Annotated in this window: 7 protein-coding genes; 6 read left to right on the top strand and 1 reads right to left on the bottom strand. The window is 55.9% G+C overall.

Features of this window, described 5'->3' with window-relative positions; translation table 11 throughout:
• Positions 1-125 precede the first annotated feature (125 nt).
• Positions 126-437 carry a DUF6124 family protein gene (locus AC1DVE_RS30710; protein ID WP_223533862.1) on the bottom strand — a complete coding sequence of 104 codons (312 nt, stop codon included), beginning with the start codon at positions 435-437 and terminating at the stop codon, positions 126-128.
• Between the two features lie 672 nt (positions 438-1,109).
• Here AC1DVE_RS30710 and AC1DVE_RS30705 point away from each other — a divergent pair.
• The 6 genes from AC1DVE_RS30705 to AC1DVE_RS30680 all read left to right on the top strand — a co-directional run bounded on the left by AC1DVE_RS30705 (position 1,110) and on the right by AC1DVE_RS30680 (position 5,622).
• The gene (locus tag AC1DVE_RS30705) at positions 1,110-1,529 is read left to right on the top strand and encodes a hypothetical protein (RefSeq protein ID WP_223460135.1); all 420 of its coding nucleotides are present in this window, start codon (positions 1,110-1,112) and stop codon (positions 1,527-1,529) included.
• A gap of 76 nt (positions 1,530-1,605) precedes the next feature.
• Positions 1,606-3,642 (top strand): lipase family protein, encoded by a 2,037-nt coding sequence (locus tag AC1DVE_RS30700; RefSeq protein WP_223543468.1) that lies wholly within the window; start codon positions 1,606-1,608, stop codon positions 3,640-3,642.
• A gap of 29 nt (positions 3,643-3,671) precedes the next feature.
• Complete coding sequence (locus AC1DVE_RS30695) at positions 3,672-4,445, top strand: hypothetical protein (protein ID WP_223533860.1); 774 nt, start codon at positions 3,672-3,674, stop codon at positions 4,443-4,445.
• 63 nt (positions 4,446-4,508) lie between these two features.
• Positions 4,509-4,631: a hypothetical protein gene (locus AC1DVE_RS30690; RefSeq protein WP_263287629.1), complete on the top strand. Its 123-nt coding sequence runs from the start codon at positions 4,509-4,511 to the stop codon at positions 4,629-4,631.
• A 29-nt stretch (positions 4,632-4,660) separates the two neighbouring features.
• The gene (locus AC1DVE_RS30685) at positions 4,661-5,437 is read left to right on the top strand and encodes a hypothetical protein (protein ID WP_223460129.1); all 777 of its coding nucleotides are present in this window, start codon (positions 4,661-4,663) and stop codon (positions 5,435-5,437) included.
• A complete protein-coding gene (locus AC1DVE_RS30680; protein ID WP_223460128.1) occupies positions 5,434-5,622 on the top strand; it encodes a hypothetical protein in 189 nt (62 codons plus the stop codon). Before AC1DVE_RS30685 ends, AC1DVE_RS30680 begins: the two co-directional genes overlap by 4 nt.
• Positions 5,623-5,685 lie beyond the last annotated feature (63 nt).

The following is a 5,685-nucleotide window of genomic DNA, read 5'->3' as shown; positions in this document are numbered from 1 at the left end:
GTGTGTCAGTCCATGAAGTTGTCGACTGACACACCGCTTTCGCGAGCAAGCCCGCTCCCACAAGGGTCCATCACTGTTCAGGCGAGTCCATCAGCGCGTCCGGCAACATCCCGATCGCTGATCCTCTACCCAACCGCATCGATCCGGTCCAGCGCCCGGTTCACCGCCAGTTCCCCCAGCATGATGACTTGCGCGATGCCCAGCAGGGTATTGCGACTTGCCCCCTCCGTTCGATCCGCCAGATCCATGGTCATGACATTGGCCGATGCCAGTGACTCGCAGGCATGGGCCAGCAGGGTTGCAGTATCGAGTTCCGGGTTGACGATGAACATCGTGCTGAGTTTGCGCGGGGTGGCCATGATGTTGGCGGCGGAAAGAATGCTGTCGGATGGGGATTTCGGATCGGTGGCCGGCGGATCCGGCGTCACTTTGACCATAAGCTGATTACTCCTGAATGGAGCCACCAACTCTTCTCTACTAAAGGAAGGGTGGCGGCTGTACGCAGGTTAGTAGACCGGGGGAGATCAGCATTTACCGGCGCGCCGAAGCGCCCTGCGCACAGCCACCATCAAGTTCAGGGATGGAATACCTGACTGACAGAGCCTATGCACTTTGCTGATAACACCACGGGCTACTAAACCCGATCACTGACAATCAGTGACGCGAATCAAGTTACCGAGCGACCCCAAAGCGCACAAGCCGGCGGATTCTGGGGTAACTGTAGGCAACGACGCAAGGCGCTGTGGCTTTCACGAAGTAACCTTGAGGGCTTTTAAACGAGCAGGGTTTGCGCTCTGCAGTAGCGTTCGATCCGAACGGTTCAACCCTGTCAAAAGCAGCCACTGCACCTGGCGCCGACAAAATCGCGAACGGGCCTACAGGTACGTGGCATCAACACTCGGATGCATCCTACGCGAGCATCGGAAGCTTCCTATATCAACCTTTTTTACCTTCCTGAAAGCTGTCGAGCGCTTGAACGCGGGAGGCAACGAAGCCTCCCCGTCCGCTTCAACAGCAAAGGGAGGCCTGATATGGGCCGCTGGTGGTAGCTCGTGGCATTGGCAGCCAGTTCTTGCCGATAAGATTTATGAGAAAAAGGATGAAGCTAAATGAAAATAAAATGGCTTTATTGGTTTTGGGGTGCGATGGATTGTTTTTATATTTTCCGGTTCAGCTACCTCAGTTTTTCCCAAGGCAAGGTGCCGTTTTTTAGCGACATTCAATCCTATGTTCAGTTAAGGGTGGAACATGGATTGACTTCGGATGTTCTCTTTTTGTTGTCGATTTTTCTGAATGTATCGATAGTTGCTTCAATGGTCTTGTTTTTCGTCGACTCGCGCAAAATTCCATATCTGGTTTACGTGAAAACCCCATTTCGGCTATTGCTTGCTGTGCCTTCTTTATCAATTTTTTTATGGCTTTCGAAAGCTGTAGATACGACGTCAATCATATGGCTGTTTAGCCTGCTTCTGCTTTCTGAAGCTATTAAATTGCTCACGATTTTATTTAGAAAAAGTTGGTGTATTTAATTGTTTTTGTGCAGGCAAGTAACTGGCGATTTGCGGCGGTTCCAGAATAAATAACTAACAGCATTAAAGGACTGACATGAACGATAGGTTGCACCGTACGGACACACTGGGCTCCTGCAAAGCTGTGATCTGCGGCAAACAGAAAATGCACTGGATCGAGTACCAGTTGCTCGATGAACAGGGCGAGCCGCTGGCGAATCTGCCTTATCGCGCGCTAAACGAGGCGACCCGCAGCGACTTCATTCCGGAGTACAGCGGCCGCACCGATGCCGAGGGAGTGATCCGCCTGGACGGCCTGCACCCGTTGGCCATCACCTTGCTGATAGACGCCGAGTTCTTGGCCGAGCAACTGCAAAATCGCCGCCTGCGTGCGCAGCGAGCCGAACCCGAGCGCCCCGGTTTTGCTGATCGCACGCCACTGTATGGTCCGCAACGTTCGGGGTTTTCGCCCATTGAGCAGCAGGCGGTCGCAGTCGGTCATGGCTATCACTACCTGCGCATCGGCCAGTTGTGCGATAGACTGCCGGCCTTCGATCCACCGTTGGCCGATCCCAGGCAGCCCCCGGCCTACCATTTTCCGGACCCGAAGTTTGGCGGGTTTACCATTGGCGACGATCGACTCGATCGCCGGCATGTGCTGGAGGTCTGCCCGCTGCGCGCCTGGTCGCTGACCTTGCATCACCAGGCGGAGTACAGCCTGGTCAATGCTTACAACCTGGCGCTGATGAGCATTCTGGCGTACAGCACGCGGCCCGAGAATGCGTTGGGTTCCGTGAAGGAGTTCTTCGAGCAGCAATGCTTGGACTTATCTCGTACACCGATAATTTTCGACAGCGGTCAGAAATTGCCGTGCGTGGTCACCGATGTTCCCTTCAATGGTCGCTACAGCATCGCCAAACCGTTGGACACTACTCAGGTTCGACCACCAGAGGGCGACACCCAGCTGTTTTATGCGATCAATACCGCCCAGGTGCTCGTGGCTTGGCGGGGTACCGAGGGGGCCTCCGATCTAGGTACTGATGCGACTTTCCGCCCGGTAAAACCTGAAATGCAGGCCTTGTGCGAGCCCAAGGTGCCCTGTGCCGATCTGACACCAGAGGGCAGTGTGCATTTGGGCTTTCGCGATGCGTTCGATTTGGCCACCAAAATTTATGCCAAAGATCTCGGCGAGATAATTCCTGAAAAAGCCGCTGAACGAAAGATGTTCATTTGCGGGCACAGCCTGGGCGGCGCCCTGGGGTTAGTGCATGCAGCATCGTTGAAAGCACAAAATCCACTGCTGTACACCTACGGCATGCCACGCACCTTCACCCTCAAGGCCGTAAAATGCCTCAACGAGATTGTGCATTTCCGGCATGTCAACGACATCGACCCGATCCCCAGCGTGCCGCCCGAAGCCGAGCTGGACAATCATCTGTATAAACTCTATGGCCCCCTCGGTACCACCCTGGGGTTTGCCTGGTCGATGCTGCAGTTGTCGGCCAGCCAGTTGTTCCGCCATGGCGATCCCTTCTGTCACCACGGCGAAATCGCCATGTTTTTCAAGGCCGAACAGCACACCCTTCGGCGAGGCTCGCCGTACCCCGCCTACCGCAACAAAGATGGGCTTGGCGCGCCTTACAGCACCACCATCGCCTATCGCCTGTCGGAAAAGGTCAAGTTTTACCTGGTTCCGAGCCTGAGCCCTGACGACGACCAGCAGGCCGAGCAGGCGCAGCAGCGCCTCACCACCTCGTTGACCGCCGAAAGCCGGGCGAGGTTTTTCCCGCCCTTCAGCAACCCCAAGGCCGGCCGGTTCGTGGGTCTCGGCAATCACTTCATGAGCAATTATCAGCCGTACATCTATGGCCAGTTGCTGGAGTCAATCAACCCCGAGCGCTCGCCGTTGTTGAAGCGGCAACTGGATCGACAGAATTTCGAACAGCAGACCCGGGACCACTACGGGAGCCTTGTCGAAGACGAACTGGCACGCAACCGGGTGTTCCTCGATTTGCAAAGTCGTCTCGGCGAAACCTTGCGGGTGACGCAACAGGCCGATGGCGGCGCCGAAGCATTGCAACGCTTCGACGCCGTGGCCGACCCGAGCGCCTGCTACGAAAGAACCCACTGTTGAACCCGGCCCGTGCTGCCAAGGATCCGACCATGATCAAGAAAACGCCCATCACGATACTCACTCTGTGCGTCAGTCTCAGCGGTTGTGCCAAGGATCAGAGCCTGGCGCCGCCACCGGATGGCGAATCGATAACCGTGACGGTGAAAGTGCCGAAGGAGCTGGTAGCGGAAACCCTGCAGGTGATGTACCGCTCGACTCTGTGCACCTTTACTGATCACTCCGCCTTCGGCGAAGCCTATCAACGCGATGGGTATCAACGTACCGATCTGCAACTGGTGCGTGAGGGACAAAGTGACCTCTATGTGGCCAAGCTGCCGATCGATGGTGGCGGTGCCTGCCAGTGGCGATTGAGCAACGTGACTTTTGGCGTCGCTTATGGTCATCCCACTAACTTTGGCGAAAACGTGACTTACGGCGCAGGCGGTGGGGTGGTGGTGATCTTCGATCACAACAACTCGCCGCGCGGTGGCGCGGACATCAAGGTCGAAGGGGATTTGACGATCAGGAAGGACTATTACCCGTGGGTAAAAGAAAGCTTTTTAGGGGGATATAGAAAGCGAGTCAGTTTGGCGGGTGAGGGCGATATCTATGTGATGTATCAGGCCCTACAAGCCCGACAGGTGTATTTCGAGCCCGTTTTGCATCCTGACTTTGTAGTTTATTCGGCCGGGCCAAAGATAAAGAAAGAAGGCAACCACACTGTCATCACTTATCCCGATGGCAGTGTCGAACCGGATGGCCGCTGGGGACCGAATTTCCGCAAATTGCAAGCGATTCGCCTGGCAGCGGTGAGCAAACAGTGATCCTCGTTTTTTCCTGCCAAGTACACCCCCTTCGAGCTGGCACGCAACCGGCTGTTCCTCGATTTGCAGAGTCGTCTCGGCGAGTCCTTGCGGGTGACACAACAGGCCGATGGCGGTGCCGAAGCGTTGCAACGTTTCGACGCCGTGGCCGACCCGGAAGCCTGCTACGAAAGAACCCACTGTTGAGCCCGGCCCGCGCCGTCAAGGACCCGACCATGATCAAGAAAATGCCCGTTGCGTTACTCAGCCTGTGCGTCAGCCTCAGTGGTTGTGCCAAGGATCGAAGCCTGGCGCCACCAGCGGATAGCGAGTCGATCACCGTGACGGTGAAAGTGCCGAAGGAACTGGTAGCGAGGCCGATGCAAGTGATGTATCGCTCGACCCTGTGCACTTTTACCGACCACTCGGCTTTCGGTGAGGCCTATCAACGCGATGGCTATCAACGTACCGATATACAGCCTGTGCGTGAGGGGCAAAGCGACCTCTATGTAGCCAAGCTACCGATCGATGGTGGCGGTGTCTGTCAATGGCGATTGAGCAACGTGACTTTTGGTGTGACCTATGACGATCCGGCTCGCTTCGGCGAGAACGTTACCTATGGTGCGGGGGGCGGGGTGGTGGTGATCTTCGATCGCAACAACTCGCCACGCGGTGGCGCGGACATCAAGGTCGAAGGGGATTTGACGATCAAGAAGGACTATTACCCGTGGATGAGTGAGACGTTTATTGGAGGTCATAGAAAAGACATTAGTTTATTAGGTGAGGGGCAAGACTACTACTTGAGCTACCAAGCACTTCAAGCGCTTGATGTGTACTTCGAGCCGATCCTGCACTCCGGTTTTCTGGTTAGCTCGCTAGGGCCAAAAGTGAAAAAAAAGGGTAGCTACGCAGTTTTTACCTATCCCGATGCCAGTATCGAATCTGTAGCCCGCGCTAAACCGGATTTTCGCCGATTACAAGCCATCCGCCTGGCAGCGGAGAACAAACAGTGAGCCGCGCTTTTCCTGCCCTGCACACCCCCTGCGAACTGGCACGCAACCGGGTGTTCCTCGATTTGCAAAGTCGTCTCGGCGACACCTTGCGGGTGACGCAACAGGCCGATGGCGGTGCCGAAGCGTTGCAACGCTTCGACGCCGTGGCCGACCCGAGCGCCTGCTACGAAAGAGTCCACTGTTGAGCCCGGCCAACGTCGTCAAGGATCTGACCATGATCAAGAAAATGCCTATTGCGATACTCACCC

The organism is Pseudomonas sp. P4_B4 (assembly GCF_056402255.1).
Note: the sequence above shows the minus strand (reverse complement) of the source record. Positions and strands in the feature narration are given on the sequence as shown.

What these genes read in the sequence shown, in the direction of transcription:
- AC1DVE_RS30705 (WP_223460135.1), top strand. Translation starts at nt 1,110, where the DNA reads ATGAAAATAAAATGGCTTTATTGGTTTTGGGGTGCGATGGATTGTTTT.
- AC1DVE_RS30700 (WP_223543468.1), top strand. Translation starts at nt 1,606, where the DNA reads ATGAACGATAGGTTGCACCGTACGGACACACTGGGCTCCTGCAAAGCT.
- AC1DVE_RS30695 (WP_223533860.1), top strand. Translation starts at nt 3,672, where the DNA reads ATGATCAAGAAAACGCCCATCACGATACTCACTCTGTGCGTCAGTCTC.
- AC1DVE_RS30685 (WP_223460129.1), top strand. Translation starts at nt 4,661, where the DNA reads ATGATCAAGAAAATGCCCGTTGCGTTACTCAGCCTGTGCGTCAGCCTC.
- AC1DVE_RS30710 (WP_223533862.1), bottom strand. Translation starts at nt 437, where the DNA reads ATGGTCAAAGTGACGCCGGATCCGCCGGCCACCGATCCGAAATCCCCA.